At 71.0% G+C, this 17,683-nt stretch carries 14 protein-coding genes; 10 read left to right on the top strand and 4 right to left on the bottom strand.

The annotated features are described in order from the left end of the window. Positions 1-3 precede the first annotated feature (3 nt). Positions 4-1,365: a gamma-glutamylpolyamine synthetase GlnA2 gene (gene glnA2, locus L0P92_RS11335; RefSeq protein WP_062719336.1), complete on the bottom strand. Its 1,362-nt coding sequence runs from the start codon at positions 1,363-1,365 to the stop codon at positions 4-6. A gap of 320 nt (positions 1,366-1,685) precedes the next feature. Between glnA2 and L0P92_RS11330 the strand changes: the two genes are divergently transcribed. Continuing rightward, positions 1,686-2,888: a globin domain-containing protein gene (locus L0P92_RS11330; protein WP_234762426.1), complete on the top strand. Its 1,203-nt coding sequence runs from the start codon at positions 1,686-1,688 to the stop codon at positions 2,886-2,888. A gap of 18 nt (positions 2,889-2,906) precedes the next feature. On the opposite strand, the gene L0P92_RS11325 is transcribed toward L0P92_RS11330, so the two are convergent. Then, positions 2,907-3,341: an Rrf2 family transcriptional regulator gene (locus L0P92_RS11325; RefSeq protein ID WP_234762425.1), complete on the bottom strand. Its 435-nt coding sequence runs from the start codon at positions 3,339-3,341 to the stop codon at positions 2,907-2,909. A gap of 176 nt (positions 3,342-3,517) precedes the next feature. Here L0P92_RS11325 and L0P92_RS11320 point away from each other — a divergent pair, with 176 nt between their 5' ends. The 3 genes from L0P92_RS11320 to L0P92_RS11310 all read left to right on the top strand — a co-directional run bounded on the left by L0P92_RS11320 (position 3,518) and on the right by L0P92_RS11310 (position 6,892). Next, positions 3,518-4,180 (top strand): thioredoxin-like domain-containing protein, encoded by a 663-nt coding sequence (locus L0P92_RS11320; RefSeq protein WP_234762424.1) that lies wholly within the window; start codon positions 3,518-3,520, stop codon positions 4,178-4,180. After that, positions 4,177-4,800, top strand: coding sequence for a DUF305 domain-containing protein (locus L0P92_RS11315; RefSeq protein ID WP_234762423.1), 624 nt, complete (start codon positions 4,177-4,179; stop codon positions 4,798-4,800). The genes L0P92_RS11320 and L0P92_RS11315 overlap by 4 nt, the downstream gene beginning before the upstream one ends. 148 nt (positions 4,801-4,948) lie before the next feature. Beyond that, the gene (locus L0P92_RS11310) at positions 4,949-6,892 is read left to right on the top strand and encodes a S53 family peptidase (protein WP_234762422.1); all 1,944 of its coding nucleotides are present in this window, start codon (positions 4,949-4,951) and stop codon (positions 6,890-6,892) included. A gap of 115 nt (positions 6,893-7,007) precedes the next feature. On the opposite strand, the gene panB is transcribed toward L0P92_RS11310, so the two are convergent. Then, complete coding sequence (gene panB, locus L0P92_RS11305) at positions 7,008-7,883, bottom strand: 3-methyl-2-oxobutanoate hydroxymethyltransferase (RefSeq protein ID WP_234762421.1); 876 nt, start codon at positions 7,881-7,883, stop codon at positions 7,008-7,010. A gap of 207 nt (positions 7,884-8,090) precedes the next feature. Here panB and L0P92_RS11300 point away from each other — a divergent pair, with 207 nt between their 5' ends. The 6 genes from L0P92_RS11300 (at position 8,091) to L0P92_RS11275 (ending at position 15,102) form a co-directional block, all read left to right on the top strand. Further along, the gene (locus L0P92_RS11300; RefSeq protein ID WP_234762420.1) at positions 8,091-9,677 is read left to right on the top strand and encodes an MFS transporter; all 1,587 of its coding nucleotides are present in this window, start codon (positions 8,091-8,093) and stop codon (positions 9,675-9,677) included. Between the two features lie 102 nt (positions 9,678-9,779). Further along, entirely contained in the window at positions 9,780-10,409 is a 630-nt protein-coding gene (locus L0P92_RS11295; protein WP_234762419.1) for a TetR/AcrR family transcriptional regulator, read from the top strand. A 188-nt stretch (positions 10,410-10,597) separates the two neighbouring features. After that, positions 10,598-11,659, top strand: a complete 1,062-nt coding sequence (locus L0P92_RS11290) for an endonuclease/exonuclease/phosphatase family protein (protein ID WP_234762418.1) — start codon at positions 10,598-10,600, stop codon at positions 11,657-11,659. 180 nt (positions 11,660-11,839) lie between these two features. Then, a complete protein-coding gene (locus L0P92_RS11285; protein WP_234762417.1) occupies positions 11,840-13,066 on the top strand; it encodes an MFS transporter in 1,227 nt (408 codons plus the stop codon). 198 nt (positions 13,067-13,264) lie between these two features. Next, positions 13,265-14,290, top strand: a complete 1,026-nt coding sequence (locus tag L0P92_RS11280; protein ID WP_234762416.1) for an ATP-binding cassette domain-containing protein — start codon at positions 13,265-13,267, stop codon at positions 14,288-14,290. After that, positions 14,287-15,102 carry an ABC transporter permease gene (locus L0P92_RS11275; RefSeq protein WP_234762415.1) on the top strand — a complete coding sequence of 272 codons (816 nt, stop codon included), beginning with the start codon at positions 14,287-14,289 and terminating at the stop codon, positions 15,100-15,102. The genes L0P92_RS11280 and L0P92_RS11275 overlap by 4 nt, the downstream gene beginning before the upstream one ends. Before the next feature lie 23 nt (positions 15,103-15,125). Here L0P92_RS11275 and L0P92_RS11270 read toward each other — a convergent pair. Continuing rightward, the coding region (locus tag L0P92_RS11270; RefSeq protein WP_234762414.1) for an ATP-binding protein at positions 15,126-17,683 on the bottom strand (2,558 nt) is incomplete at its 5' end.

Raw genomic sequence — 17,683 nt, 5'->3', positions numbered from 1 at the left:
GCGCTAAAGAACCGGCAGGTTCTTCCGCAGCTCGAACGCGGTCACCTCGGAGCGGTACTCCTCCCACTCCTGCCGCTTGTTGCGCAGGAAGAAGTCGAAGACATGCTCCCCCAGCGTCTCGGCGACGAGGTCGCTGCGCTCCATCAGCGTCAGCCCCTCGCCGAGGTTCTGCGGAAGGGGCTCGATGCCCATCGCGCGCCGTTCGGCGTCGGAGAGGGCCCAGACGTCGTCCTCGGCGCCCGGAGGGAGCTCGTAGCCCTCTTCGATGCCCTTGAGGCCGGCGGCGAGGAGGAGGGCGTAGGCCAGGTAGGGGTTGGCGCCGGAGTCGAGGGAGCGGACCTCGACGCGGGCGGAACCGGTCTTGCCGGGCTTGTACATCGGGACGCGGACCAGGGCCGAGCGGTTGTTGTGGCCCCAGCAGATGTACGAGGGGGCCTCGCCGCCGGCGCCCGCGGTGCGCTCGGAGCCGCCCCAGATGCGCTTGTAGGAGTTGACCCACTGGTTGGTGACCGCGGAGATCTCCGCGGCGTGGCGCAGCAGGCCCGCGATGAAGGAGCGGCCGACCTTGGAGAGCTGGTACTCGGAGCCGGACTCGTAGAACGCGTTCCGGTCGCCCTCGAAGAGCGACAGGTGGGTGTGCATGCCGCTGCCCGGGTGCTCGGAGAACGGCTTCGGCATGAACGTCGCGTGGACGCCCTGCTCCAGTGCCACCTGCTTCATGACCAGGCGGAACGTCATGATGTTGTCCGCGGTGGACAGCGCGTCGGCGTAGCGGAGGTCGATCTCCTGCTGGCCCGGGGCGCCCTCGTGGTGGGAGAACTCGACCGAGATGCCCATCGACTCCAGCATGGTGATCGCCTGGCGGCGGAAGTCCATGCCGACGTTGGTCGGGGTGTGGTCGAAGTAGCCGGAGTTGTCGGCCGGCTGCGGGCGTGAGCCGTCCAGCGGGCGGTCCTTCAGCAGGAAGAACTCGATCTCGGGGTGGGTGTAGAAGGTGAAGCCGAGGTCCGAGGCTCGGGCCAGGGCGCGCTTCAACACATACCTCGGGTCCGCGAAGGACGGGGAGCCGTCCGGCATGAGGATGTCGCAGAACATCCGGGCCGTGCCGGGGGCCTCGGCGCGCCAGGGCAGGATCTGGAAGGTCGAGGGGTCCGGCTTGGCGATCATGTCGGACTCGTATACGCGGGCGAAGCCCTCGATCGCCGAGCCGTCGAAGCCGATGCCCTCGTCGAAGGCCTGCTCCAGTTCCGCGGGGGCCACGGCGACCGACTTGAGGAAGCCCAGCACGTCCGTGAACCACAGGCGTACGAACCGGATGTCGCGCTCCTCCAACGTCCGGAGCACGAACTCCTGCTGCTTGTCCATCTTCCGCTTCCCCATCCTTGCTGGTCAGGCCGCCTGTCTCCGGTGCAGCGGGAGGCGGTCGGGCACCTGAGCATCACACCACAACACCATTTCAGGCGCGTTGCGCACCTTGATCGCCGAGGCGACTCCGGGGCGAACGCACGGCATACGGCGGGTGTCCCTCCGTGGTGCCCGGTGCACTGCTCTTCCGCCCATCTTGCCTGCTCGCACCGACATCCGTAATGCCCGGCCCCACAGGACCCACCCCGCTTTAATTTGCATCTCGGATGCAAGTTTTAATGATGGCACCGGATCGGCCCGATCGAGCCTGAGGAGACCCGATGCTGTCCGAGCAGTCCGCCGCCACCGTGCGCGCCACCCTTCCCGTCGTCGGCGGGGCCATCGGTGAGATCACCGAGCGCTTCTACGCCCGTTTGTTCGCCGCCCGCCCCGAGCTGTTGCGGGACCTGTTCAACCGCGGCAACCAGGCCGCCGGCACCCAGCGGCAGGCCCTCGCCGGGTCGATCGCCGCGTTCGCGACGTACCTCGTGGACCACCCCGATCAGCGGCCCGACGCGATGCTGGGCCGCATCGCCCACAAGCACGCCTCCCTGGGCGTCACGGCGGAGCAGTACGAGCTCGTCCACGAGCACCTCTTCGCCGCCATCGTCGAGGTGCTCGGCGAGGCCGTCACACCCGAGGTCGCGGCCGCCTGGGACGAGGTCTACTGGCTGATGGCGAACGCGCTGGTCGCGATCGAGAAGCGGCTCGACGAGGAGCGGGGCGGCCGGCGGTGGCGGGAGTGGGAGGTCGTCGGGCGGGTCGAGGAGACCGCCGAGGTCGCCACCTTCCGGCTGCGTCCGGCCGATGGCCGCCCGGCGCCGGGCTTCCGGGCCGGGCAGTACGTCTCCGTCCAGGTCGAGCTCCCGGACGGGGCCCGGCAGATACGCCAGTACAGCCTCTCCGCCGCCCCTGGCTCACCCGTACGCCAGATCAGCGTGAAGCGGGTGCCGGGCGGCGGCACGGCACCCGAGGGCGAGGTCTCGAACCATCTGCACGCGCGCGTGCGCGTCGGCGACCGGCTGAGCCTGTCGGCGCCGTCCGGCGATCTCGTGCTCGGCGACACGGCCGCCGACACCCCGCTGCTCCTCGCCTCGGCAGGCATCGGCGTGACGCCGATCGTCGCCATGCTGGGGCACCTCGTGGACACCGGGCACGAAGGACCGGTGCTCGTCGTGCACGGCGACCGCTCGCCCGCCGGGCACGCCCTGCGCGCCGATCACGAGGCGTACGCGGAGAAGCTGGCGGACGCGTCCGTCCACTTCTTCTACGAGGCGGACGCCGATGCCGCCGAGGCGTCCCACCGCAGCGGTCTGGTCGACCTCGCCGACGTCGCCGTGGCGGAGGGTACGCGCGCGTACCTGTGCGGGCCGCTGCCCTTCATGCGGGCGGTGCGGGCGCAGCTGATCGGGAAAGGGGTGGCGCCGGCCGACATCCGCTACGAGGTGTTCGGGCCCGACCTCTGGCTGGCGCAGGCGGGCTGAGCCGGGGCGAGCCGGGTCTCAGGGGGTCCGGCCGATCTGCAGCAGCAGCGGGCCGGTGGGGTCCGCGGTCACGTCGGTGACCGTCAGCGGGTCCAGCGAGGCGTAGAAGGCCTCCTGGGCCCGCCGCAGCGCACCGCGCAGCCGGCAGTCGGAGTGCAGCGGGCAGGGGTTGTCGCCCTCGCACTCGACTACGTCGCCGTCGCCCTCGAAGGCCCGCACGATCGCGCCGACCGACGCGGTACGGCCCCGGTCGCTGAGCGAGAGCCCGCCGCCGCGCCCCCGGCGTGCGGCCACCAGGCCCATGTGCTGCAACTCGGCGACGACCTTGGCGGCGTGCGTGTACGGCACCTCCATGTCGGCCGCGACCTCGCGGGTCGTCGGGGTGGCGTCCCCCAGGACGGCGAGCCGCATCAGAAGGCGCAGTGCCAGGTCGGTGGAGCGCAACAGCCGCATGTTCCGCAGCGTAGATAATGCGCATCCACGATTCAAAATATTGGCCGGATCGGAGCGATCCGGCCTTTCCCCGGCCATTCCCCCGGCCTTTCCGGCGCCCGCCCTACGAGACGTCCCACCTTCCCCCTTACGATCAGCGGACCCGACCGTCCCTTTCGCCAGAAGGACAACGCCTCATGGGCTCCGCCAAGAACCAGAGCAATGCTTCGCGCAAGGCGCGGATAGAAGAGATGCGGCGTGCCGAGCGTGCTCGTGAGCGTCGCAACCGCATCCTCACGATCGTGACCAGCACGGTGATCGTCGCCGGTCTCGTCGTCGGCGGTGTCGTGCTCATCCGGTCGCAGTCCGACAACGGAGCCGAGGCGGTCGACTCGCAGACCACCGGCAAGTTCGTCACCGGCAAGGACGGCGTGCGGACCTGGGAGGGGAAGCTCGGGCGCACCCATGTCGCCAAGAGCGTGAAGTACCCCTCGGAGCCCCCGGTGGGCGGTGACCACAACCAGGTGTGGATGAACTGCAACGGCGACGTCTACACCAAGGAGCTGAAGAACGAGCACGCCGTGCACTCGCTGGAGCACGGCGCCGTCTGGGTGACGTACACGTCCAAGGCGTCCAAGAGCGACGTCGAGGCGCTGGCGGCGAAGGTGAAGAAGACGCCGTACACGCTGATGAGCCCGGACGAGAAGCAGAAGGACCCGATCATGCTCACCGCGTGGGGGCACCAGCGCACGGTGACGGGCGCGGACGACCCGAACGTCGGCAAGTTCTTCGAGACGTACGTCCAGGGCAAGCAGACGCCCGAGCCGGGCGCGGCGTGCACGGGTGGTCTGTCGGAGTGAGGAAGCACGTCGGCTGGATCGCCGGGACCGCGGCGGCCGTGCTCGTCGCGGTAGGCGCGCTCACCTACGCCGTCGCCGAGGACGGCGGTTCGAGCGACACGCCGGGCGCGGACTCGGCGGACGCCGGGTTCGCGCGGGACATGGCGGTGCACCATCAGCAGGCCGTGGAGATGTCGTACATCGTGCGGGACCGCACGGACGACAAGGAGGTGCGGCTGCTGGCGTACGACATCGCGCAGACGCAGGCCAACCAGCGCGGCATGCTGCTGGGCTGGCTGGATCTGTGGGGGCTGCCGAAGGTGTCGGCGAAGCCGCCGATGACCTGGATGGGCATGGGCGACATGCCCTCGGCCGGGGACGGCTCGCTGATGCCGGGCATGGCGACGGACGCGGAGATGAAGAAGCTCGAGGGCCTCAGCGGCAGACAGGCCGAGGTCTTCTACCTCCAGTTGATGACGGCCCATCACAAGGGCGGCGTCCACATGGCCGAGGGCTGTGTCGACAAGTGCGACGTCGAGGTGGAGAAGCGGCTCGCGCAGGGCATGGTGGAGGCGCAGCAGTCGGAGATCGACCTGATGGCGGACCTGCTGAAGAAGCGGGGCGCGAAGCCGCAGTCGTAGCGCGTACGGCCGTACGGCTGTGAAATGGCGTTGTCATTAGGTTAGTTGGGACCTTCTTGGTCCGGGCATTCCCCTGGCGTGAACGGTTCGGCGATTGAGTGGCCACCGTCGGGTGATCCACTCGCACACGAATCGCACAGGGGGTTCCATGAGATCTCGACGTGCCGCGCTGCGCACCTCCGTGAGCCTGGCGGCGACACTGCCTCTGCTCACCGGCGCGCTGGCGCTCGGCATACCGGCGGCGCACGCCGCGGACAACCCGGGGCGTGACCGGCTCGCCGGGACCAAGCCCGCGTGGGCCACGGCCAGGGCGGACAGGGGCGCGACCTCGGACGGCGCCCGGGTCGCCGTACGCGTCTACCTCGCGGGCCGGGACGCGACCGGCCTCGCCGCGTACGCGAAGGCCGTGTCGGACCCGCGCTCGGCGTCGTACGGCAAGTACCTGTCGGCCGACCAGGCCCGGGCCCGCTTCGGCGCGACCAAGGCCCAGGTCGCCGCCGTCAAGCGGTGGTTGACCTCGGCCGGGCTGAAGGTCACGGGCGTCACGCAGCACTATGTCGCCGTCTCCGGCGATGTGGCCGCCGCGGAGAAGGCCTTCGGCACCCAGCTGCACAACTACGCCAAGGGTGCCCGGACTTACCACGCTCCCGCTGCCGCCGTCTCGGTGCCGGAGGAGCTGAAGGACGCGGTCCTGACCGTCACCGGCCTTGACAACGCCCCGCACCTGGCGAGCCACAAGGACCAACTGCCGCCGCCGGAGACCGTGTTCCGCAACGCCGGGCCGTTCTCGACGTACCACGGCTCGAACGTGGCGAGCTCGCTGCCGGACGCGTACGGCACGAAGATCCCGTACGCCGTGAAGGGCTACACCGGCAAGCAGTTGCGCGCCGCGTACGGCGCGGGCGGGCGGACCGGCAAGGGGGTGCGCATCGCCATCACCGACGCGTACGCCTCCCCGACCATCGCCTACGACGCGGCCACCTACGCCAAGCGCCACGGCGACGCGGCCTACACCGCCGGTCAGCTGCGCCAGGTCCTGCCCGCGAAGTACACCGACACCAAGGACTGCGGCGCGGCCGGCTGGTACGGCGAGGAGACCCTCGACGTGGAGTCCGTGCACGCGGTCGCGCCCGCCGCGCAGATCACCTACGTCGGCGCCGCGTCCTGCACCGACCAGGACCTGCTCGACTCGCTCGGCAAGATCGTCGACCACCACCTGGCCGACATCGTCTCCAACTCCTGGGGCGAGACCGAGGACGCCCAGACGCCGGACCTCGCGGCCGCATACGACCAGGTCTTCCAGTTCGGCGCGGTCGAGGGCATCGGCTTCTACTACTCCTCCGGCGACGACGGCGACGAGGTCGCGAGCAGCGGCACCAAACAGGTCGACATCCCGGCGAGTTCGGCGTGGGTGACGGCGGTCGGCGGCACCTCGCTGGCGGTCGGCAAGGGCGACACGTACCTGTGGGAGACCGGCTGGGGCACCGAGAAGGCGGAGCTGTCGGCCGACGGCAAGAGCTGGACCGGCTTCCCGGGCGCGTTCACCTCGGGTGCGGGCGGCGGCACCAGCAGGACCGTCGCCGAGCCGTACTGGCAGAAGGGCGTCGTGCCGGACGCGCTGGCCAAGGCCAACGGTGCCGACGGCAACCGTGTCGTCCCGGACATCGCGGCCATCGCCGACCCGAACACCGGGTTCCTGGTGGGGCAGACGCAGACCATGCCGGACGGGAGGACGCAGGCCTACGACGAGTACCGCCTCGGCGGCACCTCGCTCGCGGCGCCGGTCATCGCGGCCGTCCAGGCCCTCGCGCAGGAGGCCCGCGGCGGGAAGCCGATCGGCTTCGCCAACCCGTCGATCTACGCGCGGTACGGGTCCAAGGCGTACCACGACGTCACGGACGACCCGACCGGGGCCGGGCTCGCGGTGGCGCGCGTCGACTTCGTCAACGGCTATGACGCGACGGACGGTCTGACCACGTCCGTACGCTCCCTCGGCAAGGACAGCTCGCTGAGCGCCGTGAAGGGCTATGACGACGTGACGGGTGTGGGTACGCCCGCCGCCGGCTATGTGGAGTCGTATCGCCGTCGCTGAGCGTCTCCGACCGCCAAAGGGACAGCCCGCCGACGGGGGAAGATCGGCGGGCTGTCGTGGTGGTGCCGCAGTGGTTCAGTGAGACCCGGGTGACCCCGGGTAGGCCCGGCGGGGCTCAGTGGACGGAGTGCTCCTCCAGCGGGAACGTTCCGCCGACCACGTCCTCCGCGAACGCCTTCGCCGCGTTGCCCATGACCTCGCGGAGGTTGGCGTACTGCTTGACGAACTTGGGTACGCGGCCGCCGGTCAGGCCCAGCATGTCCGTCCAGACCAGGACCTGGGCGTCGGTCTCGGCACCGGCGCCGATGCCGACCGTCGGGATGTGGAGGACGCGCGTCACCTCGGCGGCGAGCTCGGCCGGGACCAGTTCGAGGACGACCGCGAACGCGCCGGCGTCCTGGACGGACTTCGCGTCGCGCAGCAGTTGCTGGGCCGCCTCCTCGCCGCGGCCCTGGACGCGGTAGCCCATGGCGTTGACGGACTGCGGGGTCAGGCCGATGTGGGCCATGACCGGGATGCCGGACTCGACGAGGAGCCGGATCTGGGCGTGCGAGCGCTCACCGCCCTCCAGCTTCACGGCGCCGACGCCCGCCTCCTTGACCAGCCGGGTCGCCGAGCGCAGCGCCTGCACCGGGCCCTCCTGGTACGAACCGAAGGGCAGGTCGCCGACGATCAGGGCGCGCGAGGTGCCCCGTACGACAGCGGCCGACAGCATGGTCATCTCATCGAGCGTGACGGGCACGGTGGTCTCGTACCCGAGGTGACAGTTGCCCGCCGAGTCGCCGACGAGCATGACCGGGATGCCGGCCTCGTCGAAGACGGACGCGGTCATCGCGTCGTAGGCGGTGAGCATGGGCCACTTCTCGCCCCGCTCCTTGGCGAGCGCGATGTCGCGGACGGTGATGCGGCGGGTGCCCTTCCCCCCGTACAGCGCCTTGCTGCCGTCGGAGGTCTTCGCCTGAGGCGTCTGGGCAGCCGAAAGCTGCGTCATTGCAACGGCTCCTTCACGTCATCTCGAGGCGCCCTGACGGCGTCCCCGGACTCCCCTCCATGGTGGCACTTCGTGCCAGGGAGGGCTAGGCCACCCCGCGTGACTTCCGCCGCGTGGCTTCCGCCGTGTGGCCGCCGCACGTAAGTTCTCGGTAAGAAATTAAGATACGAGACGGTTCCGTATCGTAAATCAGGTACGTTCGACAGCATGACTTCTCCCGCCGCCACAGCCCCCCGCATACCGGAAGCCGTGCACCGGCGCCGCTGGGCGATCCTCGGCGTGCTGATGCTGAGCCTGCTGATCGTCGTCCTCGACAACTCGATCCTCAACGTCGCCATCAAGACCATCTCGACCCCCGCCCCGACCGGCCTGGGCGCCACCCAGAGCGAGCTGGAGTGGGCGATCAACGCCTACACGCTCGTCTTCGCCGGCCTGCTGTTCAGCGCGGGCATCCTGGGTGACCGGCTCGGCAGGAAGAAGGTCCTGCTGGGCGGGCTCGCCGTGTTCGGCATCGGCTCGGCGCTGGCCGCGTTCTCCGGCTCACCCGGCGAGCTGATCGCCTTCCGCGCGGTGATGGGCCTCGGCGCCGCCTTCGTCATGCCGGCCACCCTCGCCGTCCTGATGAACGTCTTCGAGCGCGACGAGCAGCCCAAGGCCATCGGGATATGGGCGGGCGGCGTCGGGCTCGCCATCGCCATCGGGCCGATCACCGGCGGCCTCCTCCTCGATCACTTCTGGTGGGGGTCGGTCTTCCTCATCAACGTGCCGATCGTGCTGCTCGCGCTCGCGCTGATGCTGTGGCTGGTCCCGGACTCGCGTGATCCGAACCCGGGGCGGATCGACCCGATCGGCGTCGTGCTCTCCGTCGTCGGGCTCGTCCTGCTCGTGTACGGCATCATCAAGGGCGGCCAGCTCGCCGACTTCACGGACACGACGGTGCTGGCGACCATCGCCGCCGGGCTCGCCGTCCTCGTCGCCTTCGTCGTGTTCGAGAAGCGCAGCGACCATCCGTCCATCGACGTCACGTACTTCAGGAACAAGGTCTTCTCAGCCGCGATCGGCGTCATCGCGCTGGTCTTCTTCGCCCTGATGGGCGTGACCTTCTTCTCGGTCTTCTACACCCAGAGCGTGCGCGGCTACTCCCCGCTGGAGACCGGCCTGCTGATGCTGCCGCTCGCCGCCGCCCAGATGATCTTCGCGCCGCGCGCCCGGCTCGTCGTCGACCGGTTCGGCAACCGGGCCACGACCACCGGCGCCATGCTGCTGATCGCGCTGACCCTGGCCGCGTTCGCCATGTTCGAGGCGGACACCCCGATCTGGCTGCTGGAGGTCGTCTTCTTCCTGATGGGCGCCGCGATGGCGCACATCATGACCCCGCTCAGCGTCGTCATCATGCAGGCCCTGCCCCGCGAGAAGGCCGGTTCCGCCTCCGCCCTGAGCAACACCTTCCGCCAGGTCGGCGGCGCGCTCGGCATCGCCGTACTCGGCTCGGTCATGTCCACGGCCTACCGCGGCGGCATCGAGGACCGGCTCACGGTGCTGCCGGAGGGCGTACGGCACACCGCGGGCGAGTCCATCGAGGCCACGCTCGGCTTCGCGGACCGGCTCGGCCCGAAGGGCGAGTCCCTCGTCGGCGCGGCCCACGACGCGTTCCTGCACTCCATGCATGTCACGGCGCTGTGGGGCGCGGGTGTCGCGGTGCTGGGCGCGGTGGTCGTGGCGCTGTTCCTGCCGGGGCGGCCGGCGGCGCCTCAGGAGGACGAGGACAAGCGGGAGTTGGTGTCCACCGAATAGCAGGGAGCGGCGGCGCCTGCCGGCGCCGCGTGCGGGACTTGTCGTACCTGCAGGAGAACCGGGGGGAGAATCAGCACAGCCCACGGAAAGGACCGAGACCAAGTGAGCCTCGCCGACAGCCACCCCCGGCACGACGGCCCGGTCAGGGGCCGCCCCCGCAGCGAGGCCGTGGAACGGGCCATCATGGAGGGCATCCTGAAGCTGCTGGAGGACGGCGTGCCGCTCGCGGAGCTGTCCATCGAGCGCATCGCCCGGACCGCGGGTGTCGGCAAGGCCACCATCTACCGTCGCTGGCGCGGCAAGGAGGAGCTCTTCGTCGACGTCGTGCGCGCCGCCGAACCCCCGGACCCCGAACTGCCCGGCACCTCCATGCGCGACGACCTGGTGGCGCTGCTGGAGCAGTTGCGCCAACGCGGCCTGATGACCCGTTCCTCGGTGCTCCTGCACAACGTCATCGCCCAGATGAAGAGCACGCCGAAGATCTGGGACGCCTATCACGCCATCGTCGTCGAGCCGCGCCGCCGCAAGCAGTACGCGATCCTGCTCCGCGGGCAGGCCAACGGCGAGTTGCGCACGGACCTCGACGTCGACGTGCTGAACGACATGATCTTCGGTCCGATGCTGGTGCGTGCCGTGATGCGACCGGACGCCGAACTTCCGGAAGGGCTCGCGGAGCAGATGGTCGACGCGCTGCTCGAAGGTCTACGTCCCGTCAGTTCGCACACCCCGTAGCTCGCATGTGCGCGTTTCGTCACAGAGCGCGCTTTCCCCCGCCGCAACCGGAACTCCCGAAGGCGACTTGTACGTCCTCGCCCCCGTACGGCCGTCATGAGTACGGCATGAACGGAGCCGATCATCCCCTAGGGTTTCTGTGGGCGCGGGGGGACGACGGTGTGCACGGCAGGTAGTGAGGCGACGGTATGGCGCAGCAGGCGTACGTGACGGAGACGGACAACGGCGGCTCGGGGCCCGAGCGCCGGGAATCTGGGCTTCGGCGCCTGACGAACCGCCTGAAGGGCCTGGCGGCGGGCTGGCGCGGTGATCCGCGCATCTGGCGTCGCGGGATCGTGCTGGCCGCTCTCGCGGTGATCCTCGCCCTGGTGATGGGGCTGCACGCGAGGATCCCGAACGCGATCGGCAACCTCGGCAGCCTGACCGAGACGTTTCTGCCGTGGCTGGGTCTGTGTGTCCCGGTGCTGCTCGTGCTGGCCCTGGTGCGCAGGTCCGCGACCGCGCTGATCGCCGTGCTGCTCCCGGCGATCGTCTGGCTGAACCTCTTCGGCGGCCAGCTCAGCGACAAGACCGGCTCGGGCGGCGACCTCACGGTGGCCACGCACAACGTCAACGCGGACAACGCCGATCCGGCCGGTACCGCCCGGGACGTGGCCGCGTCCGGCGCGGACGTCGTGGCCCTGGAGGAGCTGACGACGGCGGCGGTCCCGACGTACGAGAAGGCGCTGGCGGGGACGTACAAGTACCACACGGTGCAGGGCACCGTCGGGCTGTGGAGCAAGTACCCGCTGAGCGGCGTCAAGCCGGTCGACATCAAGCTGGGCTGGACCCGGGCGATGCGGGCCGCGGTGGCCACGCCGGCCGGGCAGGTCGCGGTGTACGTCGCGCACCTGCCGTCGGTGCGGGTGAAGGTGGAGGCCGGGTTCACGGCCCGGCAGCGTGACAAGAGCGCGAACGCGCTGGGTGAGGCCATCGCCGACGAGCCGGTGCAGCGGGTCGTTCTGCTGGGCGATCTGAACGGCACGATGAACGACCGCGCGCTGCGGGCCGTCACCGCCCAGATGCGCTCCACGCAGGGTGCCTCGGGCAGCGGGATGGGGTTCAGCTGGCCGGCGTCGTTCCCGATGGCGCGGATCGACCAGATCATGGTGAAGGGTGTCGAGCCGATGAGCTCGTGGACGCTGCCGGAGACCGGGAGCGATCATCTGCCGGTGGCGGCGCGTGTGAAGGTCGACACATCCGCGTCCTGAGGCGCGATGGAAAACCCCTGGTCAGCCTGAGGTCAGCGGCTGATCGGCCGGGCGCGGACAGGTCTCGGCAACCTGATCGTCAGCTGCCGGAATACTGGGCCTGAGAGGCTTTGTTCCGTAACTGAACATACAAGGTACGGAACCACGCTCTCGACCCCCTGAAAGGCACAGGCTCTTTTCATGCCCCTGGCCCTGCTCGCCCTGGCCGTCGGCGCCTTCGGCATAGGTACGACCGAGTTCGTGATGATGGGCCTCCTGCCCGAAGTCGCGAACGACCTGGACATCTCGATCCCCACCGCCGGGCACCTGGTGTCGGCGTACGCGCTCGGCGTCGTCATCGGCGCCCCGCTGCTGGCGGCGGTCACGGCCCGTATGCCGCGCCGGACCGTCCTCATCGGCCTCATGGCCCTGTTCGTCGCGGGCAACGCCCTGTCGGCCTTCGCCCCGACCTACGACTGGCTGATGGCCGCCCGCTTCCTGAGCGGTCTGCCGCACGGTGCCTTCTTCGGCGTCGGCGCGGTCGTGGCGACGAGCATGGTCGCGCCGGAGCGCAAGGCCCGCTCCGTGTCGCTGATGTTCCTGGGCCTGACGATGGCCAACGTCGCGGGCGTGCCGGTGGCCACGCTCATGGGGCAGCACCTGGGGTGGCGGGCGACCTTCCTCGGCGTGAGCACGATCGGCCTGGCCGCGATGGCGGCGCTGGCGCTGCTCATCCCGCGCGGCGAGGCACACGCCGCCACCCCGCCGGCCGGCCTGCGCGGCGAGCTGGCCGCCCTGCGCTCCCTGCCGGTGTGGCTGGCGCTCGGCACGACCGTCGCGGGCTTCGGCGCGCTCTTCGCCGCGTACAGCTACATCACGCCGATGCTGACCGACGCCGCCGGGTACGCCGACGCCAGCGTGACGCTGCTGCTGGCGCTGTTCGGCGTGGGCGCGACCGTCGGCAACCTGCTGGGCGGACGCCTGGCGGACCACTCGATGCGGCGGACTCTGTTCGGGGGGCTGCTCTCGCTGGCCGCGGTGCTGGCCCTGTTCCCGCTGCTGATGTCCACGGCGTGGAGCGCCGCCCTGGCGGTGACGCTGCTCGGCGTGGCGGCCTTCGTGACCGGCTCCCCGCTCAACCTGATGGTGATGGAGAAGGCATCCTCGGCCCCGTCCCTGGCCTCCTCCGCCAACCAGGCCGCCTTCAACCTCGCGAACGCCGGCGGCGCCTGGGTCGGAGGGCTTGCCCTCGCGGCGGGGTTCGGTGTGACTTCTCCGGCGCTCGTGGGCTCCGCGCTGGCCGTGCTGGGCCTGGGCGTCGCCGGGGTGGCTTATGCGGTGGACCGGCACCGGGTCGCTCCACGGGGCGGGCGGGAGCGTGTGGTCGCTGGACATGTTCCGGAGCGGGCCGAAGCGGTTCGATACTGACGTCTTCCGGCAAGGGCTCGACTACGGATTTGCCGCGGTATGTGGTCTGTCGGCTGCCGCGTCATCGTGGCTGGTCGCGCAGTTCCCCGCGCCCCTGGGGGCCCAAGGGCCCCTTGGGGGCGCTGCTGTCAGGCCCCTCGTCGGTCGTGTCGGTGAGGTGTCGGTGGTTTGTCGGTGGGGGGTGGCACCGTCGGGGGCATGACGCGAATCGACAAGAAGCCGGGCGGTGTGAGTACGGCTGTCTCGGTGCGGGGGTTGGTCAAGCACTACGGCGAGACCAAGGCGCTGGACGGGGTGGATCTGGAGGTGCGGGAGGGCACCGTGATGGGGGTGCTCGGGCCGAACGGGGCCGGGAAGACCACCCTGGTGCGGATCCTGTCCACGCTGCTGGCGCCGGACTCCGGGGAGGCCGTCGTCGCCGGATACGACGTCGTGCGGCAGCCTCGGCAGTTGCGGCGGGTGATCGGGCTGACCGGGCAGTACGCCTCCGTGGACGAGAAGCTGCCGGGGTGGGAGAACCTGTATCTGATCGGGCGGCTGCTCGATCTGCCGCAGAAGGACGCACGCGCGCGTGCCGATGAGCTGCTGGAGCGGTTCTCGCTGACCGAGGCGGCCAGGCGGCCCGCCTCCACCTACTCCGGTGGCATGCGGCGGCGGCTCGACCTGGCGGCCTCCATGATCGGGCGGCCGGCCGTCCTCTTCCTGGACGAGCCGACGACCGGTCTGGACCCGCGTACCCGCAACGAGGTGTGGGACGAGGTCAAGACCATGGTCGGGGACGGCGTGACCGTGCTGCTGACCACGCAGTACATGGAGGAGGCCGAGCAGCTGGCGTCCGAGCTGACCGTCGTCGACCGGGGCAAGGTCATCGCGGGCGGCGGCATCGAGGAGCTCAAGGCCAAGGTCGGCGGGCGCACCCTGCGGATCCGGCCGGCCGACGCCCTGCAGCTGCGGCCCCTCGCCGGCTACCTCGACGACCTCGGCATCACCGGCCTGGCGACGACCACCGTGGACACCGAGACCGGCACCCTGCTCGTCCCGGTGCTCAGCGACGAGCAGCTCACCGCCATCGTCGGCGCGGTCACCGCGCAGGGCGTCACGCTCGCCTCCATCACCACCGAACTGCCCAGCCTGGACGAGGTGTTCCTGTCGCTCACCGGCCACCGCGCCAGTGCCCCGCGGGACCCCGCGCCCACCGACGCCCGCGAGGAGGTCGCCGTATGAGCGCCACCACCACCGCCGTACCCACCGACGACGCCCGCATCTCGCTGCGCGCGCACCTCCGGCACACCGGCGCCCTCGTCCGCCGCAATCTGCTGTGGATCCGGCAGGACCCGGAGTCGATGGCCGACGCGCTGCTGATGCCGGTCATCTTCACGCTGCTGTTCGTGTTCGTGTTCGGCGGTTCGATCGGGCAGGCGCTCGGCGGCGGTCAGGACCAGTATGTGCAGTACGTGATCCCCGGCATGATCGCGATGATGAGCATGACGCTGTCGCAGGGCGTCGGCACCGGGTTCAGCCAGGACTTCAACTCCGGGGTCATGGACCGCTTCCGGTCGCTGCCGATCGGGCGCGGTTCGGTGCTGTTCGCGAAGATCTCGGTGGAGCTGCTGCGGATGCTGTTCGCGACCACCGTGCTGATGATCGTCTCCGTCCTGGTCGGGTTCGACATCACCAACTGGCCCGGTCTCTTCGCGACGGTGGCCCTGTCCACGGCGTTCGCGTCGTCGATCATGTGGGTGTTCCTCACCCTGGGCGTGATCATGAAGAACGCGCAGTCCGTGCAGGCGATGGGCTTCCTGGTGCTGTTCCCGCTCCAGTTCGGCTCGTCGATCTTCGCGCCGACGACGTCGATGCCGGGCTGGCTGCAGGCCTTCACCGACTACAACCCGCTGTCCACGCTCGCGGACGCCGCGCGCGGCCTGATGGTGGGCGGCCCGGTCGCGCACGACCTGTGGGTGACGCTCGGCTGGTCGGTGGCCATCACGGCGGTCATGGCGCCGGTCGCCATCCACAAGTTCCGTACGAAGAGCTGACGCGGCCGGGCAGTCGGTGCGCGTCAGACGAGGGCGGCGGCCTCCTCGGGGGAGAGGCCGGCGCCCTCGGCGTACGCCGACTCGTAGGCCGCGTCGCCCAGTACGGCGCGCAGCCCGCGCGTGGCCCGCTCGCGCGTCTCGCGTTCGACGCGCGTCGCGACATGGGCGGACGGCAGCACCCCGTCGCCGGCACCGACGCACAGGGCGCCCACGCGGGCACGCCTGCCGTCGTCGAGGGCGGCGAGGGCGAGGGCGGCGATGTACAGGAACAGGGTGCGCATGCTGGGCGCGATGGCCAGGGACAGCGGGGTCCCGGCCTGTTCCAGGGCCCGGCGGACCTTGACCAGGCACTCCTCGTAGCACGCGTCGACGGCTTCCAGCCAGGCCTCCGAGCCGAGGATGAAGGCGTCGAAGATGACGAAGCTGGCGACGGAGAACTGTTCGCGCAGCAGCCGCAACTGCTCCCGCGCCTCGGAGATGCGGCCGGTCATGCCGAGGTGGCCGGCGAGGAACATCCGGGCGGCCGGCATCGCCTCGGTGCGCGCGCCGTCCCGGCAGGCGATCACCTCGCGCAGCAGGCGTTCGCCGCGCCCGGTCGCGCCGGCCTCCATCAGCGCGTTGCCGAGACGGGCGTTGAGGACCGAGATCTGGGCTCGGGCGCCGAGCCGTCCGGCGCGCTCGACGGCCGCCTCGTAGTCGGCGGCGGCGGACTCCCACTCGCCTCTGCGTTCGCATGCCTCGGCGCGTGCGGCGAGGGCCTCGGCGGTGCCCCACAGGTCGCCGAGGCGCTCGTAGATCTCCAGTGCCTCGTCGGCGTCGCGGGTGGCGTCGCCCGCCCAGTCGCTGCGGTTGGCGAGCAGGTTGGCACGCGCGTGCAGGCTCGCGGCGAGCTCCCAGTCGTACCCGGGCGTCTCGCGGGACGTACGGACGGTGGCGTCGACGACGGTCCGCAGCCGCTCCATGTCGCCGGTCAGCATGACGGCGAAGAACCACAGCGAGCCGGGGAGCCGGCAGGTCTGCGGCATGCCCGGCTCGTAGGTGGCGGCGATGGTACGCAGCTTGGCCTGCGCCTCGGGGGTCTGCCAGGCGTCCAGTTCGGTGTCCATGCAGGCCAGGTGGACGAGATGGACTCCGCGCCGGGCCTCCGCGAGGGCCTCTCCGGTCCACGGCGGCGGGGTGTCCGTGCACCGCTCCCGCACCGGCCGCGCGGGGCGGACCGGCTCGGTGAACGGGTCCGGGCCGAGGGCGTGCACCTCACGGGACCAGTTGCGCGCCTCGATCCGCAGATCGCGCATCTGCCAGTACCAGGACAGCGACAGGACCAGGCACAGCGCCTCCTGCTCGTCCCGGTCGGCGACGGCATGGCGCAGGGCGACCCGCAGGTTCTCGTACTCGCGCTCCAGGCGCCCGATGGCGGCGAGCTGGCCGGGGCCGCGCAGCAACGGGTCGGTGGCGCGGGCGAGTTCGCGGTAGTACGTCAGATGGGCGCGCTCGGCCTCGGGCCGCCGTCCGGTCTCGTCGAGGCGCTCGCCGGCGTACTCGGCGACGGTCTCCAGCAGCCGGTAGCGCATCGCGCCGTCCGCCGAAGGGGCGGCCACCACCAGGGACTTGTCGACGAGGGAGCCGAGCGTGTCGAGGGCGGCGGGTCCGCAGACGGCCTCGGCCGCCGTGAGGTCACAGCCGCCCGCGAAGACGGACAGCCGCCGCAGCACCTCGCGTTCGTCCTCGTTCAGCAGCTCCCAGGACCAGTCGACGACCGCCCGGAGGGTCTGCTGGCGGGGCCGGACGGTTCGGCTGCCGGAGGTCAGGAGACGGAAGCGGTCGTCGAGCCGGTCGGCGATCTGGCGTGCCGTCAGCATGCGCAGCCGGGCGGCGGCGAGCTCGATGGCGAGCGGGAGGCCGTCGAGGCGGCGGCAGATCTCGACGCAGGCCGCCGCGGTCCGGTCGTCGGCGTCGACGCGGAAGCCGGGCCGGGCGGCCGCGCCCCGGTCGGCGAGCAGTCGCAGCGCCACGGGCTCGGGCAGCGGCTCGACGGGCCGCAGCAACTCCCCCGGTACGCCGAGGGGTTCGCGGCTGGTGGCCAGCACCGTCAGCTCCGGGCAGCGTTCCAGCAGCTCCGCCACCAGGCGGGCGGCGGCCTCGACGACATGCTCGCAGTTGTCGAGGATCAGCAGGATCCGGCGCTTGCCGAAGTGCTCGGCGAGCCGCTCGACGGGGTCGTCGTGCCGCTCCGATCCGGCGCGCATGGCCTCGGCGCCGGCGCCGTACAGCACGGTCTCGCGAGCGCCGACGGCGGTGAGGACGGCCTCCGGCACCCCGTCGGGGACGTCGACCGGCGCGAGTTCGGCCAGCCACACCCCGTCCGGCGCCCCGTCCCGCACGCTCTCGGCGGCCTCCTGCGACAGCCGTGTCTTCCCGGCGCCGCCGGGGCCGAGCAGGGTGACGAGCCGGGCGGTGGCGAGATCACCGCGGATGGCCTCGATGTCGGCTTCACGGCCGACGAAGGAGGTGAGACGGGCGCGGAGGTTGCCGGTGGGCGGGCCGGAGGTGACGGCGGGGTGCCTGCCGGGTGTGGTGGAGG

The sequence above is a fragment of the Streptomyces muensis genome (assembly GCF_021474425.1).
In the GTDB taxonomy this organism is placed as follows: domain Bacteria; phylum Actinomycetota; class Actinomycetes; order Streptomycetales; family Streptomycetaceae; genus Streptomyces; species Streptomyces muensis.
This window is presented reverse-complemented; position numbering and strand designations above follow the sequence as displayed.

Excerpts from the sequence above, each read along its gene's own strand:
- glnA2 (WP_062719336.1), bottom strand. The coding sequence starts at position 1,365 with ATGGACAAGCAGCAGGAGTTCGTGCTCCGGACGTTGGAGGAGCGCGAC.
- L0P92_RS11330 (WP_234762426.1), top strand. The coding sequence starts at position 1,686 with ATGCTGTCCGAGCAGTCCGCCGCCACCGTGCGCGCCACCCTTCCCGTC.
- L0P92_RS11325 (WP_234762425.1), bottom strand. The coding sequence starts at position 3,341 with ATGCGGCTGTTGCGCTCCACCGACCTGGCACTGCGCCTTCTGATGCGG.
- L0P92_RS11320 (WP_234762424.1), top strand. The coding sequence starts at position 3,518 with ATGGGCTCCGCCAAGAACCAGAGCAATGCTTCGCGCAAGGCGCGGATA.
- L0P92_RS11310 (WP_234762422.1), top strand. The coding sequence starts at position 4,949 with ATGAGATCTCGACGTGCCGCGCTGCGCACCTCCGTGAGCCTGGCGGCG.
- panB (WP_234762421.1), bottom strand. The coding sequence starts at position 7,883 with ATGACGCAGCTTTCGGCTGCCCAGACGCCTCAGGCGAAGACCTCCGAC.
- L0P92_RS11300 (WP_234762420.1), top strand. The coding sequence starts at position 8,091 with ATGACTTCTCCCGCCGCCACAGCCCCCCGCATACCGGAAGCCGTGCAC.
- L0P92_RS11290 (WP_234762418.1), top strand. The coding sequence starts at position 10,598 with ATGGCGCAGCAGGCGTACGTGACGGAGACGGACAACGGCGGCTCGGGG.
- L0P92_RS11285 (WP_234762417.1), top strand. The coding sequence starts at position 11,840 with ATGCCCCTGGCCCTGCTCGCCCTGGCCGTCGGCGCCTTCGGCATAGGT.
- L0P92_RS11280 (WP_234762416.1), top strand. The coding sequence starts at position 13,265 with ATGACGCGAATCGACAAGAAGCCGGGCGGTGTGAGTACGGCTGTCTCG.
- L0P92_RS11275 (WP_234762415.1), top strand. The coding sequence starts at position 14,287 with ATGAGCGCCACCACCACCGCCGTACCCACCGACGACGCCCGCATCTCG.